General features: G+C 73.3%; 16 protein-coding genes and 1 riboswitch. Of the genes, 7 read left to right on the forward strand and 9 right to left on the reverse strand.

The genetic code is table 11. From position 1 onward, the window contains the following. The first annotated feature begins 1 nt into the window (after position 1). From IO40_RS0130200 to IO40_RS0130215, 3 genes are all read left to right on the forward strand, one after another. Positions 2–1,822, forward strand: coding sequence for a UvrD-helicase domain-containing protein (locus tag IO40_RS0130200; RefSeq protein WP_031176524.1), 1,821 nt, complete (start codon positions 2–4; stop codon positions 1,820–1,822). 344 nt (positions 1,823–2,166) lie between these two features. Further along, positions 2,167–2,841 (forward strand): DarT ssDNA thymidine ADP-ribosyltransferase family protein, encoded by a 675-nt coding sequence (locus IO40_RS0130210; protein WP_030409261.1) that lies wholly within the window; start codon positions 2,167–2,169, stop codon positions 2,839–2,841. 203 nt (positions 2,842–3,044) lie between these two features. Next, positions 3,045–5,264: an NADP-dependent isocitrate dehydrogenase gene (locus tag IO40_RS0130215; RefSeq protein ID WP_016468577.1), complete on the forward strand. Its 2,220-nt coding sequence runs from the start codon at positions 3,045–3,047 to the stop codon at positions 5,262–5,264. A 132-nt stretch (positions 5,265–5,396) separates the two neighbouring features. Here IO40_RS0130215 and IO40_RS0130220 read toward each other — a convergent pair whose 3' ends face one another. Together IO40_RS0130220 and IO40_RS0130225 are read right to left on the reverse strand one after the other, a co-directional pair. Then, complete coding sequence (locus IO40_RS0130220) at positions 5,397–6,362, reverse strand: DUF1206 domain-containing protein (RefSeq protein ID WP_016468576.1); 966 nt, start codon at positions 6,360–6,362, stop codon at positions 5,397–5,399. 99 nt (positions 6,363–6,461) lie between these two features. Beyond that, complete coding sequence (locus tag IO40_RS0130225) at positions 6,462–7,859, reverse strand: DUF5685 family protein (RefSeq protein WP_031176526.1); 1,398 nt, start codon at positions 7,857–7,859, stop codon at positions 6,462–6,464. Between the two features lie 409 nt (positions 7,860–8,268). On the opposite strand from IO40_RS0130225, the gene thrS reads away from it, so the two are divergent. Both thrS and IO40_RS0130235 read left to right on the forward strand, forming a co-directional pair. Next, complete coding sequence (gene thrS, locus IO40_RS0130230) at positions 8,269–9,507, forward strand: threonine--tRNA ligase (protein WP_031176527.1); 1,239 nt, start codon at positions 8,269–8,271, stop codon at positions 9,505–9,507. Positions 9,508–9,742: 235 nt separating this feature from the next. Further along, entirely contained in the window at positions 9,743–11,773 is a 2,031-nt protein-coding gene (locus IO40_RS0130235) for an APC family permease (RefSeq protein ID WP_031176528.1), read from the forward strand. A gap of 32 nt (positions 11,774–11,805) precedes the next feature. Here the strand turns inward: IO40_RS0130235 and IO40_RS0130240 are convergent, their stop codons facing one another. The 5 genes from IO40_RS0130240 to IO40_RS0130260 form a co-directional block, all read right to left on the reverse strand. Beyond that, complete coding sequence (locus tag IO40_RS0130240; RefSeq protein ID WP_031176529.1) at positions 11,806–12,603, reverse strand: (2Fe-2S)-binding protein; 798 nt, start codon at positions 12,601–12,603, stop codon at positions 11,806–11,808. Continuing rightward, positions 12,600–13,397 carry an ABC transporter ATP-binding protein gene (locus IO40_RS0130245; RefSeq protein WP_031176530.1) on the reverse strand — a complete coding sequence of 266 codons (798 nt, stop codon included), beginning with the start codon at positions 13,395–13,397 and terminating at the stop codon, positions 12,600–12,602. The genes IO40_RS0130240 and IO40_RS0130245 overlap by 4 nt, the downstream gene beginning before the upstream one ends. Then, positions 13,394–14,392: a FecCD family ABC transporter permease gene (locus IO40_RS0130250; RefSeq protein WP_263977590.1), complete on the reverse strand. Its 999-nt coding sequence runs from the start codon at positions 14,390–14,392 to the stop codon at positions 13,394–13,396. Before IO40_RS0130250 ends, IO40_RS0130245 begins: the two co-directional genes overlap by 4 nt. A gap of 22 nt (positions 14,393–14,414) precedes the next feature. Then, entirely contained in the window at positions 14,415–15,422 is a 1,008-nt protein-coding gene (locus IO40_RS0130255) for an ABC transporter substrate-binding protein (RefSeq protein WP_030409268.1), read from the reverse strand. A gap of 32 nt (positions 15,423–15,454) precedes the next feature. Next, positions 15,455–15,579: riboswitch (cobalamin riboswitch) on the reverse strand. Positions 15,580–16,176: 597 nt separating this feature from the next. Further along, positions 16,177–16,908, reverse strand: coding sequence for a DUF7873 family protein (locus IO40_RS0130260; protein ID WP_016468568.1), 732 nt, complete (start codon positions 16,906–16,908; stop codon positions 16,177–16,179). A gap of 158 nt (positions 16,909–17,066) precedes the next feature. Here IO40_RS0130260 and IO40_RS0130265 point away from each other — a divergent pair, with 158 nt between their 5' ends. Next, on the forward strand, positions 17,067–19,298 hold the full coding sequence (locus tag IO40_RS0130265) for a family 2 encapsulin nanocompartment cargo protein terpene cyclase (protein ID WP_031176531.1): 2,232 nt from the start codon (positions 17,067–17,069) through the stop codon (positions 19,296–19,298). A 27-nt stretch (positions 19,299–19,325) separates the two neighbouring features. On the opposite strand, the gene IO40_RS0130270 is transcribed toward IO40_RS0130265, so the two are convergent. After that, entirely contained in the window at positions 19,326–20,369 is a 1,044-nt protein-coding gene (locus IO40_RS0130270) for an NAD(P)-dependent alcohol dehydrogenase (protein WP_031031027.1), read from the reverse strand. Between the two features lie 95 nt (positions 20,370–20,464). On the opposite strand from IO40_RS0130270, the gene IO40_RS0130275 reads away from it, so the two are divergent. After that, positions 20,465–21,052 carry a TetR/AcrR family transcriptional regulator gene (locus IO40_RS0130275; RefSeq protein ID WP_016468565.1) on the forward strand — a complete coding sequence of 196 codons (588 nt, stop codon included), beginning with the start codon at positions 20,465–20,467 and terminating at the stop codon, positions 21,050–21,052. Between the two features lie 189 nt (positions 21,053–21,241). On the opposite strand, the gene IO40_RS0130280 is transcribed toward IO40_RS0130275, so the two are convergent. Further along, positions 21,242–21,562, reverse strand: coding sequence for a hypothetical protein (locus IO40_RS0130280; RefSeq protein ID WP_016468564.1), 321 nt, complete (start codon positions 21,560–21,562; stop codon positions 21,242–21,244). Positions 21,563–21,626 lie beyond the last annotated feature (64 nt).

Raw genomic sequence — 21,626 nt, forward strand, 5'->3', positions numbered from 1 at the left:
CATGGGTGAGGAGCGGTGCGCGCACGGACTGGTGGTGGGGCAGTGCGGCGAGTGCAAGCCGCCGTCGCGGGGGCTGCCGGGGCAGGTGTACGTGACGGTCGGGGGGCTGGTCTTCCACCGGTCCCCCGACTGCCGTGACCTGTTACGGGGGCAGTCCCGGGCCCGTCGGCAGGGATGGGACACCCACGACGCGCGGCGGGTCGCGCTCACCGACGCGCTGGCCCAGGGGAGGGCCGCCTGCGTGCCGTGCTTCCCCGCCCATTACGCCCGCGTGGGCGCGTCACCCGGCTCCCGGCAGCAGGCCCGCCAAATGCCGTCCGGTACGCCGTTTTCCGCGCCGCCCGGTACGGCTCCCGCGCCGGCACCTGCGCCGTCGGCCGCGTCGCGTACGCCGGGCCGGCTGCCGCTGCCCGAGCCGAAGGGGCATCAGCGGGACGTCGTCTATCTGCGGGCCGAGGGGCACTGTGTCGTGCTGGGCACCGCGGGCAGCGGGAAGTCGACGATGGCGCTGCACCGCGCACACTTCCTCGCTCACGCGCCCGGCATCGGGGGGCCGACCCTGCTCGTCACCTTCAACAGGGCGCTGGCCAACCATCTGCGCAGCGTCGTGGGAGGTGGCCCGCAGGGGGTGCGGATCACCACGTACCACCAGTTCGCCTGCCAGTATCTGCGCGAGAGCACCGGTACGGCCGTCAACGTCTGCCCCGTCAAGCCGCGGCTGGTCGGGACGGCGCTGGGGCACGTGCGGGAGCGGCGGCGGACCACGGGCGGTGTGCTGTCCCGGCCGGTCGACTTCTTCACGGACGAGCTGCGCTGGATGGCGGGCCACGGCATCACGGACCGGGAGACGTACGTGTCGGCGCGCACCCGCCGGCTGGGCCGCGGCAGGCCCCTGGCCGCCGAGGACCGGGAGGCGGTGTTCGACGTGCACGAGGAGTATCTGCGGCTGCGCGCCCCGCGCTGGCAGTACGACTGGGACGATCTGGCCGGTGCCGTGCGCCGCCGCCTCGCGGAGGACGACCGGCCGCGCCCCTGCCGGCACATCGTCGTCGACGAGGGGCAGGACTTCACGCCCGAGATGATCCGCAGCCTGGCCGCCGCCGTCCCCGACGACGGGTCCCTCACGTTCTTCGCCGACTACGCGCAGCAGATATACGGCAGCCGCATGTCGTGGCGCTCCCTCGGACTGCACGTCCCCGAGGGGCCGGTGCGGTTCGAGGAGAACTACCGCAACAGTGAGCCGATAGCCGCGCTCGCGCACGCCGCGTCCCGGATGCCGCACTTCCGTGACGAGGTCGAGATGGTCGAGCCGCGGCGGCCGGGGCCGGCATCCGCCGGGTCCGGGCCGCGTCCCATGGTCCTGCGGGCCGACGACGAGGCCGGGCAGCTCCGGCTGGCCGCCCGCGCGGCCCTCGCCCAGTACGGCGCTCGCAAACGGGTGGCCGTGCTGATGCCCACCCGCGAGCACGAGGACCGGCTGGTGCCGCTGCTGTCCTGCGGCGGCACGGTCACCGTCCGCAGGCTGGACGCGAAACTGGAGGGCTGGACGGACGGTCCGCTGCTCTGTTACGGCACGTACTCCGCCGCCAAGGGCCTCGAATTCGACTCCGTCATCCTTCCGCTTTGCGACGCCGCCCTGCTGCCGCGCCCCGGCATGGTGGCGGCCCACGGCGTCGAGGAAGCGCGGGCACGGCAGGCCCGGGAACTGTACGTGGCGCTCACCCGCGCCCGTACGGAACTGCTCCTGTTGCACTCCGGGCGGCTCACCGACCTGCTCCCCGACGAGACGTCGGGCCTCCTCCACGAGATGGCGGCGGCATGAGCGGGCGGACGACCGCGCGGGTGGGCGGCGTGCGGCTGGGCGAAGTGCGCGGGGTGGGCGAGGGGTGCGGCTGCGCGAAATGCGCGGGTGGACGAGGTGTGCGGGGACGGGGTCCGGGCGGACGAGAGGGGGACGGTGTGAGTGGGCGGATGACGGAGAGGGCGGCCGGTGGTGCGGGCCGTCCGGCCGGTGGTGCGGGTCGTCCGGCTGACGGTGCGGGTCGTCAGGCCGGTGGTGCGGGCCGTCAGGCCGGTGGTGCGGGTCGTCAGGCCGGTGGTGCGGGTCGTCCGGCAGAGGGCGTGGGCCGTCCGGCCGGTGGTGCCGGACCCGGCGACGGTGAGGCCGTGGTGGCCGAGGCCCGCCGCCGGGGCATCACACGGCTGTGCCATCTGACCAGGTCGGCCAATCTGCCCGGCATCCTGGAGACCGGCCGTATCAGCCCCGCCCGGGACCTGCGCCGGAACGGGGACGCCCACCGGCCCGCCGACCTCCTGCGCCTCGACGGGGCGGAGGGCCGCCTCTTCCTCAGCATCGAGTACCCGAACGTGTGGTACTTGCGCCAGGCCGCCGCCCGCGACCGGCTCTTCCGCGGCTGGGTGGTGCTGACCTTGGACATGGACCTGCTGGCCAGGCCGGACGCGCTGTTCGTGCCGTACAACTCGGCGCGGGACCGCAGTGCGGGAGCCCGCCCGGGGCCGGCCGGGTTCCGCGCGCTGTTCGCGCCGTCCGTGCCGGGCCGGCTCCCCCGCACCCGCGGCCCCCGCCACCCGGACTGGTGGCCCACCGACGACCAGGCGGAGGTCCAGCTGACCGGTCCCGTACCGCTGTCGGCCGTGCGCAGTGTGCTGTTCCGCGACGAGCAGCAGGCGGCGCAGGACCTGTTCGTGCTCTCGGCGCAGTTCGGCATGGGCGGGCTGCTGCCGCCCGCGGTGGTCGCACCGGAGGTGTTCGACGCCCCCGTGCTGAGCAGCACCGTCCGTACGGGCGGCCGGGTCCGCGAGACGCCGTACGAGCGGTGACCCGGTCCGGGGTGCTGCTCCTCGGGCACGGAGAGCACCCGGCGGTCACGGGGCGGCACCGTCGGCCCGCGGGCGCGTGCCCGGCCGCTTCCGCGCCGGGTACGGCACATGTGCGGCCCGCTGTCCCCGTACCGTGGGCCACGGGATATCTTGATATCGAGACGATGTAAACGCGAGACGCGCAGACGCGAAGCGGAGTAGCGGTGACTGACTCGACCATCATCTATACGCACACTGACGAGGCCCCGGCCCTGGCGACGTATTCGTTCCTGCCCGTGGTCGAGGCCTACGCCTCCACGGCCGGGGTCGCCGTCGAGACCCGCGACATCTCCCTGGCCGGCCGGATCATCGCCAGCTTCCCCGAGCGCCTGGCGGAGGACCAGCGCATCGAGGACGCCCTCGCACAGCTCGGCGAGCTGGCCAGGACGCCCGAGGCCAACATCATCAAGCTGCCGAACATCTCGGCGTCGATCCCGCAGCTCAAGGCCGCCATCGCCGAGCTGCAGGAGCAGGGCTACGCGCTGCCGGACTACCCGGACGACCCCAAGACCGACGAGGAGCGGGAGATCCGCGCCCGCTACGACAAGGTCAAGGGCAGCGCCGTCAACCCGGTCCTGCGCGAGGGCAACTCCGACCGCCGCGCGCCCGCCTCGGTGAAGAACTACGCCAAGGCGAACCCGCACCGCATGGGCGAGTGGAAGGCCACCTCCAAGACGAACGTCGCCCACATGGACGGCGACGACTTCCGTTCCACGGAGAAGTCGGTCGTGCTGGCCGAGGACGACTCCCTGCGCATCGAGCTGCACGGCGACGACGGCTCCACGACGGTGCTGCGCGAGTCGGTGCCGGTCAAGGCCGGTGAGGTCGTGGACGCCTCCGTGATGCGGGTGGCGGCCCTGCGCGAGTTCCTGACCGCCCAGGTCGAGCGGGCCAAGTCCGAGGGTGTGCTGTTCTCCGTGCACCTGAAGGCGACGATGATGAAGGTCTCCGACCCGATCATCTTCGGCCACGTCGTGCGCGCCTTCTTCCCGCGCACCTTCGCCACCTACGGCGACCAGCTGGCCGCCGCCGGTCTGACCCCGAACGACGGTCTGGGCGGCATCCTCAAGGGTCTGGAGTCGCTGCCGGACGGCGACAAGATCAAGGCGTCTTTCGAAGGCGAGCTGACCGAGGGCCCCGACCTGGCGATGGTCGACTCGCACCGCGGGATCACCAACCTGCACGTGCCCAGCGACGTCATCGTGGACGCCTCCATGCCCGCGATGATCCGCACCTCGGGTCACATGTGGAACAAGGACGACCAGGAGCAGGACACCCTCGCGGTCATCCCCGACAGCAGCTACGCGGGCATCTACCAGGTCGTCATCGACGACTGCAAGGCCAACGGCGCCTTCGACCCGGCCACCATGGGCTCCGTCCCGAACGTCGGCCTGATGGCGCAGAAGGCCGAGGAGTACGGCAGCCACGACAAGACCTTCGAGATCCCGGCGACCGGCACCGTCCGCGTCGTCAACGGCGCCGGCGAGCTGGTGCTGGAGCAGGCCGTCGGCGAGGGCGACATCTTCCGGATGTGCCAGACCAAGGACGTGCCGATCCAGGACTGGGTCAAGCTGGCCGTCACCCGCGCCCGCGCCACCGGCGACCCGGCCGTCTTCTGGCTGGACGAGACCCGCGCCCACGACCGGAACCTCATCGCGAAGGTCCGCGAGTACCTGCCGCTGCACGACACCGAGGGCCTCCAGATCGAGATCATGTCGCCCGTCGAGGCGATGAAGTTCTCGCTGGAGCGCATCCGCCGCGGCGAGAACACCATCTCCGTCACCGGCAACGTGCTGCGCGACTACCTCACCGACCTGTTCCCGATCCTGGAGCTGGGCACCAGCGCCAAGATGCTCTCCGTCGTGCCGCTGATCAACGGCGGCGGGCTGTTCGAGACGGGGGCCGGCGGCTCCGCGCCCAAGCACGTCCAGCAGCTCGTCAAGGAGAACTACCTGCGCTGGGACAGCCTGGGCGAGTTCCTGGCCCTGGCCGTCAGCTTCGAGCACCTGGCGCAGAAGACGGGCAACGCGCGCGCCCAGATCCTCGCCGACACCCTCGACCGCGCCACGGGCACGTTCCTGAACGAGAACAAGTCCCCGACCCGCCGCATCGGCGGCATCGACAACCGCGGCAGCCACTTCTACCTGGCCCTGTACTGGGCGCAGGAGCTGGCGGCGCAGACCGAGGACGCCGAGCTCGCCAAGGCGTTCGAGGGGCTGGCCGCGAAGCTGGCCGAGCAGGAGCAGACCATCGTCGAGGAGCTGCTCGCCGTCCAGGGCTCGCCCGCCGACATCGGCGGCTACTACCAGCCGTCGCCCGAGAAGGCGGCGGCGGTGATGCGTCCGTCGAAGACCTTCAACGAGGCGCTGGCCACCCTGGGCTGAGGTCCCGAACCGCGCGAGGGCCCCGGAACGTCCCGGCGTTCCGGGGCCCTCCCGTATCCGCACCGGCCGGTGAGTGCCGCGCCGACCGGGCCGGCCGGTGAGCGCCGCGCCGGTTCTTCCGCGTCGCCCCGCTCAGGTCCTGCGCCAGCGCGCCTCCGCGAACGAGAAGAGGCCGAAGAGCGCGAGCCCCGCCGCGACCGCCACCAGCAGCCAGGGTCCGGCCGGGGTCTCGGTGAACGCGCGCAGGGTGTCGTCCATGCCCTTGGCCGCCCGGGGCCGGTAGGCGAGCGCGGCCCGCACCAGGAAGCCGCCCGCCGCGGCGAACACCAGGCCGCGCGCCACCCCGCCGGCGACGCCCGTGAGGTCCACCAGCCGCCGCACCCGCCGTGACATCCGCTCCGTGCACAACTGGTCGTGGTAGGTGCGCAGGGCCGCGCGCCAGGCCATCACCACGCCGGTGACCAGTACGGCGGCACCGGCCGCGCCCGCCGCCCACTGCCCCGCCGGCAGCCCCAGCACCTGGGCCGTCACATCCTGCGACTCCTTGTCCGAGGCCCCGCTGCCGCTGCCCCGGTCACCGACCGCGAAGGCCAGCACGGAGTACGCGACGAACGCGTAGAAGAGCCCTCGCCCCACCGACAGCAGCCGTTTGCGCGCCTTGTGGCCGTCCGGTTCGCTGACACCCCACGCCGCCTCGGCGAGCCGCCACAGCGCCATCCCGGCCAGCGCCAGCCCCAGCGCCCACAGCAGTACGAAGCCGAACGGCCGGCCGGCGACCTGCTCCAGCGCGCCGCCCCTGTCCGCCTGGCCGCCGCTGTGCTTCCCGCCGCCGAACGCGACGTTCAGCGCCAGCATGCCGACCAGCAGATAGAGCACGCCCCGTGCCGCGAACCCGGCCCGCGCCGCCCCGCCCAGCACGGGCCGCACGGTGGCCTTCGCCTGCGTTGCCGCCCGTGCCTGCCCGGGCGACGGTGCCCGGCCGTGCCCCGTCCCGGGTGGCTGACCCGCTGCCGTCGCTCCTGCCTTCGCCGTTGCCCTTGCCGTCGCCTGCGCCGTGGCCGCCTTGAGCCCGCGCCCGCGGGGAACCGATGTCTCCATGGCACCTCCCTGCGTCCCCTTGCGGGCGCGGGTTCCCGGGACGGGCGCGGGGAACCGGACGAACCGGCCGGGCGGGTCCGCGGGACGGGCCGGTGCCGCTCAGCAGTCGCAGCCGCAATCGCAGTCGCAGCAACTGCACTGTTCGCAACAGCTGCACCCGTCGCAGCAGTCACAGCAGTCGCAACAGTCGCGGCACACGCCCTCGTGCTTCTTGCGGGACCAGGGGCCCTCGTACTCCTTGGCACAGCACAGTTGGCAGGTGCAGCACAGGCCGATGAAAGCGGCGCAGCCGGCCAGGAAACCGCGCGGAGGCTTGCGGCCGGGCCGGGGCGCGCCGTGCTCGTCCCGGCCGCCCCCGCCGCCCCAGCCGTGGCCGCCCCCGCCCCAGCCGTCCCCGCCGGGCGGCACCGAGCCGTCCCCCGCGTACGGCCGGCGGGGTCCGTTGAGGTCCTGCGGGGCCTGACCGTACGGAGGGCGGCCGGACTGCTGTGCCCCGTACGGGTGTTGGCCCTGCGGCGGCTGTCCGTAGGGGTGCGGCTCGGCGTAGGGGCCGGGGGTCCCGTACGGGTGCGGCGCCGGATACGGGCCGGGCTGCTGCGGGGTGCCGTCGCCGTGGGCGGCCGGGCCCGCGTGGGGGCAGGCCGTGGTGCCGAACGCCCGGTCAACGGCGCGCGGCAACTCGTGCACCAGCAGCACGTGCGCGAGCCGGGCGTCCGCGAAGTCCACGTCGCGCAGGGCGAGCCGGATGCCGTGCACGGCGTCGTCGCACAGCCGGCGGGCCTCGGCGCGGGTCGCGCCGGTGGCCGTCAGGGGGTTCCAGGCGCCCTCGGCCGCGTCCTTCTCCTGGTCCTCGACGGCGTCCAGCAGATGGGCGAGCCGCCCGAACAGGCGTCCGGCCTCCGCCAGCGGCGCCGCGTTGCCGGGCCTGCCCGCGAGCACGGCGGTGTGCGCGAAGGCGGCGGCGGTGGCGGTCTCCGTGGGCTCCGTGACGGCGGTCAGCGGGGTGCCCGCACCGGCCGCCCGCTCCACGTCGGTCTGGCGGTCCACGGCGTCCAGCAGCACGGCCGTGTCGAAGCCGAGCGAGCCGCCGGCGCGGGCACCGGCCCGGTCCCAGCCGGCCGCCACCCGACGGGCGGCGGCGGCGACGGGACGGCGGCGCAGCAGCCCGTTCCGGTCGGCTATGTGGTCCCGGATCTTGGCCGAGGCCAGCACCAGCGACACCGAGGCGGCCAGCCGGGCACCTTCCCCGTGGGCGACGGTCGCCGTCCGCATGCCGCGCAGCGGGCAGGGGCCGGCGGTGCGGCGGGCGGCGCCGGCGCGACCGGTCTGGGCGTCGGTGAGCACGGAGACGAGCAGCCCGTCGTAGTTGGTGACGATCCGCGCGAGTTGGCCGTGGTCACCGCGCAGGGCCAGACAGAGTCCGCACAGGTGTGCCATCCACTCGGTCCTGAGCCCCTCGGAGAGGCGGTGCCGGCATGGCCTGACGATTCCGAACATGTGTCATCCCCCGTTGCCGAGTGCGGGTGCCGGGCGTGCGCACCCACTCGTGTACGACCCCGCGCCGACGGCGCGGCGAGCGATGCTACCCGGGTCCCGGTGCCCGGCGTCCAGCCCTCCAGGAGACCTGTACAGGTATGTCCCCTCCCTCATCGGCGCAGGTCACACGGGTTTCTCGGGAAAACCCCGGGAGCGGTGGGCGGCCGGGGTGCTAGCTTCGGGGCATGCAGCACGCCGTACACGTCTTCGGGACGACGACGCCGGACAGCGACCCGGCGTGCCGACCGACGCGGACGTGACTGCGCAAGCGACGTGACCGTACCGACGAAGCCCCGGGCCGAGCCGCCCGGGGCTTCGTCGTGTGCACCGTCCCCGCGCAGCGGCCCGGCCCCGACACGAGGGAGCCACCATGGGCGACGCCCAGCACGACCACCGCGGACTCGGCCGCCGGCTGGAGCTGTTCGACACCGACCCGCTGATCGGGGCCGGCCTGCCGTACTGGCTGCCGGACGGTGCGGCCGTCCGGCACGCGCTGGAGGAGTACATCAGGGACGCCGAACGCCGCGCGGGCTACCAGCACGTGTACTCGCCGGTCCTCGGCAAACGGGAGCTGTACGAGCTGTCCGGCCACTGGTCCCACTACGCCGACGACATGTTCCCCCCGATGGTGCTGCCGGACGGCGAACAACTCCTGCTGCGCCCCAGCCTGTGCCCGCACCACGCCGTCATCTTCCGTTCCCGCGCCCGCAGTTACCGCGAACTGCCGCTGCGCATGGCCGAACTGGGGGCGATGTTCCGCGCCGAACTGTCGGGAGTGCTGGGCGGACTGACCCGGGTACGGGCCATCCAGCTCAACGACGCGCACCTGTTCTGCACCCTCGACCAGGTGGCCGGTGAGGCGCGGGCGGCGCTGGAGATGATCCGGGACGCCTACCGGGCGCTGGGCATCGAGGCGGCCCGCTACCGGCTCTCGCTGCCCGGGCCGGGCGGCAAGTACGTGGCGGCGCCGGACAAGTGGCGCCGCGCCACCGCCCTGCTGCGGCGGGCGCTGGAGGAGGCGGGGCTGCCCCACGAGGCGGCCGAGGGGGAGGCCGCGTTCTACGGGCCGAAGATCGACGTGCAGGTCGCCGACGCGGCGGGCCGGGAGGCGACCCTGTCCACCGTGCAGGTCGATCTGCACCAGCCGGAGCGGTTCGGTCTGCGCTACACCGGGCCGGACGGGGCCGGGCACCGGCCGGTCATGGTGCACCGTGCCGTCATCGGCAGCGTGGAGAGGGCCGTCGCCCAGCTGATCGAGGTGCACGGCGGTGCGTTCCCGGTGTGGCTGGCCCCCGCCCAGGTGGTGGTGTGCGCGGTCTCGGCGGCGCAGGCCGACGGGGCGGAGGCGTTCGCCGCGCGGTGCCGTGCCGCCGGGCTGCGGGTGCGGGTGTCCGGGCCCGAACGCGGCAGCCTGGGGGCGCGTGTGCGTCAGGACCGGCTCGTTCCGTACCAGGCGGTCGTGGGGGAGCGGGAGGCCGCCTCCGGCGCGGTGGTGCTGCGGCTGCGGGACGGCCGCCGGTTCGGCCCGCTGCCGCAGGCGGAGGCCGTCGCCCGGATCCGCGCCGTCGCGGAGGCACGCGTAACCGGGCTGTGGGAGGGCGACCGGTAGCGGGCGCGGAGCACAGGGCGGGGGCGCGCGCGTCACCGGGTGCGCCCCGCCCGGTCGCGCCCGCCCGGCCAACGCCCGGCCGCGCCCGGCCCGGCCCCGCCGGCACGTCCGGCACCGCGTCAGCACCCGGCCGCGCGCCGGCCGCGCGGCTGCCGGGCCGGGGCCGCGCGGGGGCGGGCCGGCCGGTCGCGGAGGCTCCCCGGGCGTGCACCCTTATGCCCGTAAAGTGACGTTCGTGGCTCATGTGCTGAGTGTTCTCAAGCGGTTGCTGGTCGGCCGGGCGCTTGAGAGCGAACGCGCGCACGGCACACTGCTGCCCAAACGGCTGGCGCTGCCGGTGTTCGCCTCGGACCCGCTCTCCTCCGTGGCCTACGCCACCCAGGAGACGATGGTGGTGCTCACCGTCGGCGGCCTGGCCTTCCTCCATCTGACCGAGTGGATCGCGCTGGCCGTCGTCTGCCTGCTGACGCTCGTCGTCCTCTCCTACCGCCAGGTGGTGTACGCCTATCCCAGCGGGGGCGGCTCCTACGAGGTCGTCTCCACCAACCTCGGGCCGCGGGCCGGGCTCGTGGTGGCCGCCTCGCTGCTGGTCGACTACGTCATGACGGTCGCCGTCTCGGTGGCGTCCGGGGTGGACAACGCCATCTCCGCGATCCCCGCCCTGCACGACTACCGGGTGCCGCTCGCGGTGGGCTGCGTGGTGCTGCTCGCCGCGACGAACCTGCGCGGGGTCCGCGAATCCGGGGAGGCGTTCGCCGCGCCCACCTATCTGTTCATCGCCGGCATCCTCGTCATGTGCGTCACCGGGCTGCTGCGCTGGCTGCTGGGGGACGCGCCGGTCGCCGAGAGCGCCCGCTACGGCATCGAGCCCGCTCCCGGCGAACACGATCTGACCGGGCTCGCCCTGCTGATGCTCGTCCTGCGCGCCTTCTCCAGCGGCAGCAGCGCGCTGACCGGCGTGGAGGCGATCTCCAACGGGGTGCCCGCCTTCCGCAGACCGCACTCGCGCAACGCGGCGCTCACCCTCATGGCCATGGGGCTGATCGCGGTGACCCTCTTCAGCGGGGTCACGGCACTGGCGCTCATCTCCCGTGTGCACATCACCGACGATCCGTGCCGGCTGACCGGTCTGGCGCACGCCTGCGAGGACAGCCCGCAGCGCACCGTGATCGCCCAGGTCGCCGCCGCGGTCTTCGGCGACGGCAGCGCCGGCTTCTACTACGTGCAGGCCGCGGCGGTCCTCATCCTCGTCCTGGCCGCGAACACCGCCTTCAACGGGTTCCCGCTGCTCGCCTCCATCCTGGCCCGGCACCGCTATCTGCCCCGCCAGTTCCACACCCGGGGCGACCGGCTGGCCCTCTCCAACGGCATCGTCGCGCTGGCCCTCGTCGCCGCGGTGCTGCTGCTGGTCTTCAAGGCGTCGGTGACCGGCCTCATCCACCTGTACATCCTGGGCGTCTTCACCTCCTTCACGCTGTCCCAGACCGGCATGGTGCGGCACTGGAACCGGCTGCTGCGCCAGGAGACGGACCCGGTCCGCCGGCGCCGTCACCACGTGGCGCGGGCCGTCAACGGCACCGGGGCCGTGGTGACCGGCGCGGTGCTCGTCATCGTGCTGCTGACCAAGTTCCTCCAGGGCGCCTGGCTGGCCGTGGCCGCCGCCGCACTGCTGTGGCTGCTGATGCGGGCGATCCGCCGCCACTACGACGCCACCGCCGCCGAAGTGGCCACCGACGACCCGGAGGCCGAACTGGTGCGGCCCTCCGGCATCCGCGTCGTCGTGCCCGTCTCCACCCTGCACAAGCCGACGCTGCGCGCCCTCTCCTACGCCATGGCGCTCACCCCCTCCCAGGTCGAGGCGGTGACCGTCGCCGTCGACCCGCAGGAGACGGAGGAGCTGCGCCGGCGGTGGCTGGCGGCCGGCATCGACATCCCCCTCAAGGTGCTGGAGTCCCCCTACCGGGAGATCACCCGGCCCCTGGTGACGTACGTGCGCTCGCTGCGGACCGGGCCGCGCGACGTGGTCAGCGTCGTCATCCCGGAGTACGTGGTCGGCCACTGGTGGCAGAATCTGCTGCACAACCAGTCCCCGCTCCGGCTCAAGAGCCGCCTGCTGTTCGCCCCGGGGGTGACCGTCACCAGCGTGCCGTGGCGGCTGGCGTCCTCCGCCCGCGCGGCCCGTCGCACTCCGCGTCCCCGGCCGGGCGCGGTGCGGCGGGGTGTCCCCGCGCCGGGCCGGGGCCCGGCCCCGCCGCCCGCACCCTGACGACGACGGGAGGACGGTACGAGGGCGGGGGCTCAGCGGGCCGCGTACGCGCGCAGCCGTTCCGCGCGCGGGGTCAGACAGCAGCTCGCACAGCGGACGGCCTCGGCGCTGGTGTAGTAGAGGCAGCAGGTGTTGCGCAGATAGCGCAGCCGCCGCCCGCCGTCGGCACCGGTGACCTCGGCCAGCTCCCCCAGACCCGCCAGCCGGGGCAGCGGCTCGGTGAAGCAGGACCAGCGGCGGGCCAGCAGACCGGTGTCGGGCTCCGCGCCCGAACTCAGCGCCGTCGCGCAGCCGTGTGCCACTCCGCCGTGCAGCTGCCGCAGCCCCGCGCGGGTGGCGCGGTGCAACACGCCGGCGAGCGGCAGCAGATGGCCGCGCAGCACCGCCTCGTGCAGGGCCGCAACGGTGGCCGCCGGATCGGGGGCCGGGTCCGCCAGCAGCGCCGGCTCGCGCAGCCGCACCCCCGCGATGCCGTGCGTGCCGGGCCGCACCAGCACGTTGTGCGGTCGTACGTCCCACACGCGGCCGTCCAGCGCCCAGGCCAGCACAGCCGCCGCCGTCACCCGGCCCGCGTACACGGCGATCAGGGTGAGGGCCGTCGCGTGCGCCGTGCGGTGCCCGCTGCCGCGTCGTTCGGCCTCCAGCAGCCGCTCCAGCTCCGGGCTGCCCGCGTGCAGCAGCCGCTCCGCCGGCAGCCACGCGTCCGACTCGGCCGCGGGCGGCTCACCGGCCAGCATGTGGTAGCGGGGGCCGTGCGCGGAGGCGAGGTCCGTCAGCTCGACCAGGGCCGTCAACTCGTCGAGCACCCGGGCCCGCCCGTCCCCGCTCACCGGCTCACCGTCCCGGCCGGCGGCAGGTACACCACCGTCGGCGCTCCCGTGCCCGGGTGCACGCTCACCTCGGCCCGCACCCCGTACACCCGCGCCAGCAGTTCCTCGGTGAGGACCTCCTCCGGGGTGCCGCCGGCCACCACCCGGCCCCCCTCCAGCACGTACAGCCGGTCGCAGAAGTAGGCGGCCAGGTTGAGGTCGTGCAGGGCGAGCAGCCCCGTGGCGGGCAGCCCGCGGACCAGGGAGAGCAGTTCCCACTGGTAGCGCACGTCCAGATGGTTGGTCGGCTCGTCCAGGACGAGCAGCGCCGGGTCCTGGGCCAGGGAGCGGGCCACCAGGACGCGCTGGCGCTCCCCGCCGGACAGCTCGTCGAAGGGCCGCCCGGCCAGCGCCGCGGCCCCGGTCCGGGTGAGGGCGGCGGTCACCCGTTCCGCGTCGTCGGCGGTGTCGCCCTCCCAGAACCGTTTGTGCGGGGAGCGCCCCATGGCCACGACCTGGCGGGCCGTCAGCCCGAAGCCGCCGCTCGCGTCCTGCGGGACGACGGCCACCTTGCGGGCCCGTGCCTTGGCGCCGAGCCCGGCTGTGTCGTCGCCGTCGAGCAGGATGCGCCCGCCCGTGGGGCGCAGCGTGCCGTAGACGCAGCGCAGCAGTGTCGTCTTGCCGCTGCCGTTGGGGCCCACGACGCCCACCGTCTCGCCGGGCCGGGCGGTGAGCGTCACACCGTCCAGCAGGGTGCGGCCGGCGGGCGTCCGGTAGCTGAGGTCCTCCGTGCTCAGTGCGCACGCCGCGGTCATCCGGCCACCCCCTCGGCGCGCTGGGTGCGCCGCAGCAGCCACAGGAAGAACGGGCCGCCGGTCAGCGCCGTCAGGACGCCGACGGGGATCTCCTGCGGCGCGGCCAGTGTGCGGGCTGCCAGATCGGCAAGCACCAGGAAGGCGGCGCCGCCCAGCGCGGCGACCGGCAGCAGCGCCCGGTGGCCGGCGCCCACCGCCATCCGCGCGGCGTGCGGCACCATCAGCCCGACGAAGCCGATCGAGCCGCTCACCGTCACCAGCACCGCCGTCACCAGCGAGGCCAGGACGAACGCGGCGGCACGGAAGCGGCCCACCTCCAGCCCCAGCACGGTGGCGCCCTCCTCGCCGACCAGCAGCAGGTCCAGCGGCCTGGCCAGGGCCAGCAGCAGCACGAGTCCGGCCAGCAGCGCCAGCGCGGGCAGCAGCAGGCTGTGCCAGCGGGCCTGTCCGAGCCCGCCCAGCGTCCAGAAGAGGATCGCCCGCAGATGCTCGTTCTGCGAGGAGGTCACCAGCACCAGGCTGGTGAGGGCGGAGAGCACGTACTGCACGGCGACCCCGGCCAGCACCAGCCGCCCGGTGGTGATCGCCCCGCCGCGCCGGGCCATGGCGTAGACGACGACCAGCGCCACCATCGCCCCGGTGAAGGCGCCCAGGGTCATGGAGACGGCGCCGATCCCGAAGACGACGACCAGCGCGGCCCCGGTGGAGGCACCGGAGGAGATGCCCAGCAGATACGGGTCGGCCAGCGGATTGCGCACCAGCGCCTGGAGCACGGCGCCCACCAGTGCCAGTCCGGCGCCCACCACGGCCGCCAGCAGGACGCGCGGCAGCCGTACGTCGAGGACGATCGTGCGGAAGGGGCCGGGGCCGGCCTGTCCGCTCAGCGCCCGCAGCACCTCGCCGACGGGTATCCGCGCCGAGCCCAGGGCCAGTCCGGCGACGGTGCCGACGGCGAGCACGGCCAGCAGCGCCGCCGTCACCAGGGTGAAACGCAGGGACGGTCCGAGGGTCACCGGGCTACTCCCCGGCCCGGCCGGGGTGCAGCTGCCGGGCCAGCGCGTCCACCGCGTCCGGCACCCGCGGCCCCAGCACCGCCGACGACAGCGGCAGCACAGCGAACCGCTTGTGCTTGACCGCCGGCACGTCGGCCAGTGCCGGGTCGTCCAGCAGCCGCTTCTTCTTCTGCGCGACCGTCGTCCCGCCGTAGTCGTAGATCACGATGGTGTGCGGCTTGCGTTCGACGACCTTCTCCCACGAGACGTCGGCGAACGTCTTGTCCACGTCCGCGAACACGTTGCGGGCGCCCGCCCGGCGCAGGATCTCCTCCCCGATGCCCGCGCCGCCGGCGGTGAACGCGGAGCTGTCCCCGCTGTCGTACACGAACACCGGGGTGCGCTCCGTCCCCTTGAGCCGCTTCGCGGTGGCGGCCAGTTGCGCGTCCTGCTTCCCGATGAGCGCCTCGGCCCGCTCCGGCACGCCGAAGACGCGGCCGACCTGGCGGATCTCCTTGTGCAGGGTGCCGATACCGGCGTCCTTGGTGCACGCCTCCAGATTGAGGCGGGTGGTGATGCCGCTCGCCTTGAGCGCGGCCCGGTCCCGGCCCTCCGTCTTGTCGAAGGCGCTGGTGTAGCCGCCGTAGACGAAGTCGGGGTTCGCCGCCAGCAGCGTCTCCTTGGACGGGTACCGCTCGGCGAGCACCTTCACGTCCCGGTACGCCCGGCGGTAGCGCGGCAGGATCTCGTCGTCGAGGTAGGCGGTGCCGGCCATGCGGTCTTTGAGGCCGAGCGCCAGCATGATCTCGGTGACGTGCTGGTTGAGGGTCACGGCGCGCTGCGGTGGTGCGGTGAACGTCGTGCGCACCCCGCAGTTGGTGACGGTGTACGGGAACCCGGCGGGGGAGTGGCCGCCGTCCGCGGCCCGCGAGGTGGTGCCGCCGCCACCGCAGGCGGCCAGCGGTATGAGCAGCAGCGGTGCGAGCGCCATGCGCAGGGCACGGCGCACCGAGGCCGGTCTCGGCCGGTTCATGAAGCCTCCTCAAGGGATCCTCGTCCCCTGGTGTCGAGGTGAGGCGGCAGGACAGTGTCTGACTCCCGCCCGGCCCCTGGGGGTGCCGGACGGTCACAGTGGCGGGACCGTGCCGGGTTCGCACCGGCTTCCTGGACCCTGTCGCCTTCGGTTGGAGTTGTCGTACCGCCGCAGTCTTCCACATGCCCGCCGGCCGGACGCCACCGGTCGCACACCCCGGCCGGGACGCGGCGGGAGCCGGAACAAGCGGGGAAAGGGGGGAAAGAAAGGGGACCCCGGGGCTTTGCCCGGCCCCGGGGTCCTGGTTGCCGTCCCTTCGCACGCCCTGACGGTTCATGGGCGGATCTTTCGGGCGATGTCCTCGCGTGGAGCCACTCCACCACGGCCGCACGTGGAACGGCCGACCGGATTCGAACCGGCGTCTCAAGGTCGTCACCACCCCGGTTGCCGGGCGATGAACGGCGATGCTGAGCTTGGAGCGAGAGGTTGAGACTGAACCGGTGCCGTGATCACTTCACGGGCTCCGGGAATCACACATCAGCTTCTGCTTCAGCTTTGCGCTCCTGGCGCACCCCGGACCTGGGCCGCTTGAAACCCGGGCCCGGGGAGTCTGTCATCCCTGTGCTGTTTCTCCTGTGCTGCTCTTCCTGTGCCGGTCTTCCTGCGCCGGTCTTCCTGCGCCGGTCTTCCTGTGCCGGTCTTCCTGTGCCGTCCTTTCGGCGGGCCCGTTGCCGCGTGGCTCCCGGGCCGCCGCTCAGGCGAACAGGTAGCCGAAGACGGCGTCGCCGACCCGCTTGTCGGTCACCTCGGTCGCGTTGGCCTCCTCGCGGGCGAACTTCACGGCCGCCGACAGCTTGTCCAGCCGCTCCAGCAGCTCGTTGACCCGCCGCGCGGGCAGGGCCCCGGAGTACTTGACCGTCGTCCAGTAGCCGACCGGGATGTCCTCGTAGTAGACCTCGACCTGGGCCGGGTGCTTGTCGGTGGCCTCCGCCTTCACATGGTTGCGGGGCACCTTCTTGGTGCGCACCGTGCGGACCTGCTCGGTCTTCCACCAGTCCGTGGACGGGTCCAGCTCCCACGCCTCCGCCCCGTCCAGCACCGGCAGCTTGCGCAGGAAGGTGCCCAGCTCGCCGAGCTGCTTCTCCAGGAACAGCAGGTAGGAGACCGGCACCTGCTCCAGCACCGTGCGCCCGTCGACGACGACGTCCGCGCGGGCCGTCAGGTTCGCCCAGTCCTTCGTGGCCGTCACATCGAACAGCCGGGTGAGGATCTTCGCCGTTTCCTTCAGCACATCCTCGGCCTTGACCTGCACCCGGGTCGACTCCGGCGGAAGCTGCTCGCCCTCTTCGTCCTTGGGCTGGTACGTCCGCGAGATACCGGCCAGCATCTGGGGCTTACCCAGCCCGTGCTGCGCCTGCGCCAAGTCCTGGGCCACCTTGGACTTGACGCCTTTCTCGACCGCGATGATCTGATTCAGCTTCGCCACGATCGCGAACCTAGCAGCGCAACTGAGGGACCTGCCACGGAATTTGTTCGACAACCCCGTAACGGGCGCATCCCACGTACGGGTGAAAAAGGATGTTGATCGCTCTGCCCTGGGTAGGCCAACCGCCGCACCGATTCGACGAGCTGGGGGACCGCACGTTGTCGCAACCCTTCGAACTGCCCGACTTCTACGTGCCGTACCCGGCCCGCCTCAACCCCCACCTGGAGGAGGCGCGGTCCCATTCGCGGGAGTGGGCACGCCGCATGGGCATGCTGGAGGGGTCCGGCGTCTGGGAGACCGCCGACCTGGACGCGCACGACTACGCGCTGCTGTGCGCCTACACGCACCCGGACGCCAGCGCTGAGGACCTGGCGCTGGTCACCGACTGGTACGTGTGGGTCTTCTTCTTCGACGACCACTTTCTGGAGATCTTCAAACGCACCCAGGACCGCCCCGGAGGCAAGGCGTACCTGGACCGGCTGCCGCTGTTCATGCCGCTGGACGACGCCGCCGCCGTGCCCGAGCCCACCAACCCGGTTGAGGCGGGCCTGGCCGACCTGTGGGCCAGGACCGTGCCGTCCATGTCCCGGGACTGGCGCGCCCGGTTCGCCGTGAGTACCGAGAACCTGCTCAACGAGTCCCTGTGGGAGCTGTCCAACATCAACATCGGCCGGGTGCCCAACCCGGTGGAGTACATCGAGATGCGCCGCAAGGTCGGCGGCGCCCCCTGGTCGGCCGGGCTGGTGGAGTTCGCCGCGCACGCCGAGGTGCCCGCCGCCGTCGCCGGCTCCCGCCCGCTGTGCGTCCTGCGCGACACCTTCTCCGACGCCGTGCACCTGCGCAACGACTTGTTCTCCTACGAGCGGGAGACCGGGGACGAGGGCGAGCTGTCCAACGGCGTCCTCGTCCTGGAGACGTTCCTGGACTGCACCACGCAGGAAGCCGCGGACGCCGTCAACGACCTGCTCACCTCCCGCCTCCACCAGTTCGAGCACACCGCGCTGACCGAACTGCCCGCGCTCTGCGCCGAGCAGGGCCTCGACGCGGCTGCCTGCGCGGACATCGCCGCCTACGTCAAGGGGCTCCAGGACTGGCAGTCCGGCGGCCACGAATGGCACATGCGCTCCAGCCGCTACATGAACGGCTCAGGAGCGGGCGCCCCCGCCCGCCTCCCGTTCGCCCCCAGCGGTCTGGGCACCTCCGCGGCGGACATCCCCGGCAGCCTCGTGCGCACCGCCCCGCAGCGGGCCCGCTCCTTCAGCCACGTGCCGCACGAGCGCACCGGGCCGTCCGTGCTGCCCGACTTCGACATGCCCTTCACCGCCCGCCGCAGCCCCCACCTGGACGGCGCCCGCGAACGCGTCGTCGACTGGTCCCGCGCCATGGGGCTGCTGGATCCGCAGCCGGACGTGCCCGGCCACCGGGTGTGGGACGAGGAGCTGGTCCGCGACAACGACCTGCCGCTGTGCGCGGCCGGCATCCACCCCGACGCCACCCCCGAGCAGCTCGACCTCACCTCCGCCTGGCTGGCCTGGGGCACCTGGGGCGACGACTACTACCCGCTCCGCTTCGGCCGCACCCGCGACCTGGCCGGCGCCAAGGTGTGCACCGAGCGGCTGTCGCTGTTCATGCCGGTTGAGGACGGCGAGCCGATGCCGCCCCCGGCCGGGCCGCTGGAGCGGTCGCTGGCCGATCTGTGGTCCCGCACGGCCGGGCCGATGAGCGTCGCCAAACGGCGCCGCTTCCGCGCCGCCATCGAGACCATGGCCGCCAGCTGGCTGTGGGAGCTGGACAACCAGGCGCAGAACCGCATCCCCGACCCGGTCGACTACGTCGAGATGCGGCGCCGCACCTTCGGCTCCGACCTGACGATGAGCCTGTGCCGGCTGGCCCACCCCGACACCATCCCCGAGGGCGTCTACCGCAGCGGCCCCATGAAGTCGCTGGAGAACGCCGCCGCCGACTACGCCTGTCTGCTCAACGACGTCTTCTCCTACCAGAAGGAGATCGAGTTCGAGGGCGAGATCCACAACGCGCTGCTGGTCGTGTGGAACTTCTTCGACTGCGACCCGGCCACGGCGCTGCGGATCGTCGACGATCTGATGACGTCCCGGATGCGGCAGTTCCAGCACGTGGCCGCGCACGAGTTCCCCGTCCTCTACGACGACTTCGCCCTGGACGAGGAGGGCCGGGCCGCGCTGGACGGCTACGTACGGGACCTGGAGAACTGGCTGTCCGGCATCCTCGTGTGGCACCAGGGCTGCCGCCGCTACACCGAGGAGGACCTGCGCCGGCACTTCCTGCCCGGCCCGGCCCTCGGCGCGCCCACCGGACTGGGCACCTCGGCGGCCGGCCTCGCCCGGCTGGTGGCGCGGCACGCGGTGGCCTGAGCGGGCGCCGGGCCGGCCGCCGCCTGCTCAGTCGAGGTCGGACATGTCGAGCACGAAGCGGTAGCGGACGTCGTTGCGGCTCAGCCGGTCGAGGGCCTGGTTCACCTGCGCCGAGGGGAGCAGCTCGATCTCGGCGGTGATGTTCTTCTCGGCGCAGAAGTCCAGCATCGCGGCGGTCGCGGGCAGGCCGCCGCTGCCCGCCGAGCTGAGTTTCTTGCGTCCGATGAGCAGGTCCGTGGTCTCCACGGTGACCGGCCCGAGGTGGCCCAGCCGGCTGAGGGTGCCGTCCAGGGCGACCAGCCGCAGGCAGGGGCCGAGGTCGTGCGGCACGGAGAGGGTGTCGAGGAGCACGTCGAACCGCTCCCGGGCCCCGGCCAGCTGCTCGGGGTCCGTGGAGAGGACGAACTCGTGGGCGCCCAGCCGCCGGGCGTCCCCGGCCTTGTCGGGTGACCGGCTGACGACCGTGGTGGCGGCTCCGAGGGCCACGGCCATCTTGACCGCGAGGTGCCCCAGCCCTCCCAGCCCGGCCACACCGACGCGGCTGCCGGGGCCCACGCCCAGGGCGTGCAGGGGCTCCCAGACGGTGACACCGGCGCACAGCAGGGGCGCGGCGGCGGCCGGGTCCAGTCCGGCGGGGAGCGGGTGGGCGAACCGGTCGCGGACGACGTACTCCCGCGCGTACCCGCCCAGGGTGGCCGATCCGTCCCGGCGGTCGGTGCCGCCGTAGGTCAGGGTCGGGAAGGCGTGGCAGAAGTTCTCCTGCCCGGCCCGGCACATGGGGCACTCGTCGCACGCGTCGACGATGTTGCCGACCGCGACGCGGTCGCCGGTGCGGAAACGGGTGACGGCGGGCCCGGTCCCGGTCACCACGCCGGTGAACTCGTGGCCCGGCACGAGGGGCCGGTCCGTGGCGCCGTCGTGGGCGCGCAGGGCGTGCAGATCGCTGTGGCAGACGCCGCAGTAGTCGATCCGCACCGCCAGATCGTCGGGGCGCAGCTCGCGCCGTCGCAGTGGCGTGCGCCGCAGCGTCGCCGTCGGGCCGTCCGCCTGCCAACCGGTCGTTGTCCGCACAGCGCATCTCCTCAAACAGACTGTTCGGTCTGCCGAAGGTAGGCGAGTCACCGGAGGAAAGCAAACCAACTGTTCTGTCTGCTAGTCTCGACGGCATGGCGGACCAGCCCCTGACCTCGCGCGGAGCCGCGACCTACCAGCGCATCCTCGACGCGGCGACCCGGGAATTCGCCCAGCACGGCATCGCCGGAGCGCGCATCGAACGCATCGTCTCCGCCGCGCGCACCAACAAGGCGCAGCTGTACGCCTACTTCGGCAACAAGGAGAAACTGTTCGACGCGATCTTCTTCGGCTCGCTGGAGCGGATCACCGAGGTCGTGCCCATTGACGCCGACGACCTCGCGGACTGGGCCGTACGCCTCTACGACGAGTATCTGCGCCGCCCCGACCTCATCCGGCTGGCCACCTGGGCGCGTCTGGAACGCCGGCCGGCCGGTCACCTCGTGGCCGGTCATGAGCAGTACGACGACCGCAAACTGCGCGCCATCGCCGGGGCCCAGGCCGCGGGCCGGGTGCGCCCGGGGGATCCGTTCGACGTGATGGCCCTGGTCATCGCCATGTCGATGGCCTGGTCCCCGGTCAGCAACGTCTACGCGGCGACCGCGCAGGAACCTCACGAGGTGCACGAACAGCGCCGCTCGCTGCTGCGGGAGAGCGTCCGGCGTGCCGTCACGGCCGGCTGACGCGAGCTGGACCGGCGGCTTTTTCCCTCCCGGCCCCGGAGACGCGCCGAGGCCGCGGCGCGGCGGCAGTCGACTCGACTGCCGCCGGTGCCGGGGCCCCGGGCTCACGCGTCGCGTGCGTCGGGATGGTGAACGGTCCGGCGTGCTGCCGGCGGTGCAGGTGTCGTGTTCCGGTGCGGCCGGGGCCGGTTACGGCAGCAGCGAGCGGACCATCCGGCACGTCGTCAGCGACGGCGGATGCACGCCGATGCGCTGTGCCGTGGCGTGGATGGTGTGGTCGCACGCCTGCTCGGCGGTGTAGACGCCGGTGTCGAGCAGGGCGATGGCGATCCGCATCGCCTTCAGCCGGCGGTTGTGCGCCTCGTACCAGGCGCGCGGACGGCCCGCCGGCAGCGGCTTCTTGGGCAGGACGGGCAGGGTGGACATGGCCGGAAGCTGCGGCTGCCGGTGTCGCTGACGGGCAGTGGGACGGGAGGGCGCTCGGGAGGTGCGGGAACGGACAGCAGTCATCGACAGTCTCCTCCAGACGTCGGTGCGCTTCCTGGAAACTACTTCGATTCTACCCGTGCCCACT

The sequence above is a fragment of the Streptomyces albus subsp. albus genome, assembly GCF_000725885.1.
Lineage (GTDB): Bacteria > Actinomycetota > Actinomycetes > Streptomycetales > Streptomycetaceae > Streptomyces > Streptomyces albus.